General features: G+C 51.8%; 1 protein-coding gene and 1 pseudogene. Both read left to right on the forward strand.

All coding sequences use genetic code 11. From position 1 onward, the window contains the following. Window positions 1–453, forward strand: a pseudogene (locus tag Xbud_RS20045) (DNA circularization protein); the annotation flags it as partial. Then, window positions 450–764 (forward strand): phage baseplate assembly protein (locus Xbud_RS19200; protein ID WP_339353659.1); only part of this gene is annotated, 315 nt, incomplete at its 3' end. The pseudogene Xbud_RS20045 and the gene Xbud_RS19200, both read left to right, overlap by 4 nt.

Raw genomic sequence — 764 nt, forward strand, 5'->3', positions numbered from 1 at the left:
CATCTTGCTGCCTTTCAGAATACCCGCTACCAGCAAGGCACGGTTGACCGGCATGTGACTGAAATGACCGTTCTGTTGCTGGTGGTGTTGTCGGCGGGCGCAATGGCACAGGTCGCCAGTGAGTTTACCCCGGCAAACAATCAGGAAGCCCATGATTTACAGAAAAGGGTATGTCATGCGCTGGAGACGGCCTTAGTGATGGCCGGGGATTTAAGTATGGATGAGATTTATCAGTCCCTGATGGCATTGCGGGATGAGTTTATCACCAGTGCAGCACTGAAAGGCGCAGAAGCCGGCCGGTTAGCCCAGTTCAGTCTGCCCGCGGTGTTACCGGCACTGACGGTAGCTAACCGGATTTATCAGGATGCCGGACGCAGTAATGAACTGATACAGGCGACTAATCCCCGTCATCCGGCGTTTATGCCTGCCCGATTTAAGGCGCTGAGACAATGAAAAAAAACGATGAACTGTCATTAGTGATTGGCGGCAAGGCTATTTATGGCTGGGACAGTGTCCGTGTCACACGGGGCATTGAACGGTTGCCGTCTGATTTTGAACTGATGTTGATGGACTATTATCCCGGCAGCGATCAGAAGCAACAGGTGGAAGCGGGTCAGTCCTGTCAGGTATTACTGGGAAATGATCCCGTGATGACGGGATATATCGATATCTGGAATGCGTCCATTAACAAAAGCACTCACCAGATACGGGTGACCGGACGCGGTAAATGTCAGGATTTGGTTGATTGTTCGGCAAAATGGCCG

It is taken from the genome of Xenorhabdus budapestensis, from assembly GCF_002632465.1.
Classification (GTDB): Bacteria; Pseudomonadota; Gammaproteobacteria; order Enterobacterales; family Enterobacteriaceae; genus Xenorhabdus; species Xenorhabdus budapestensis.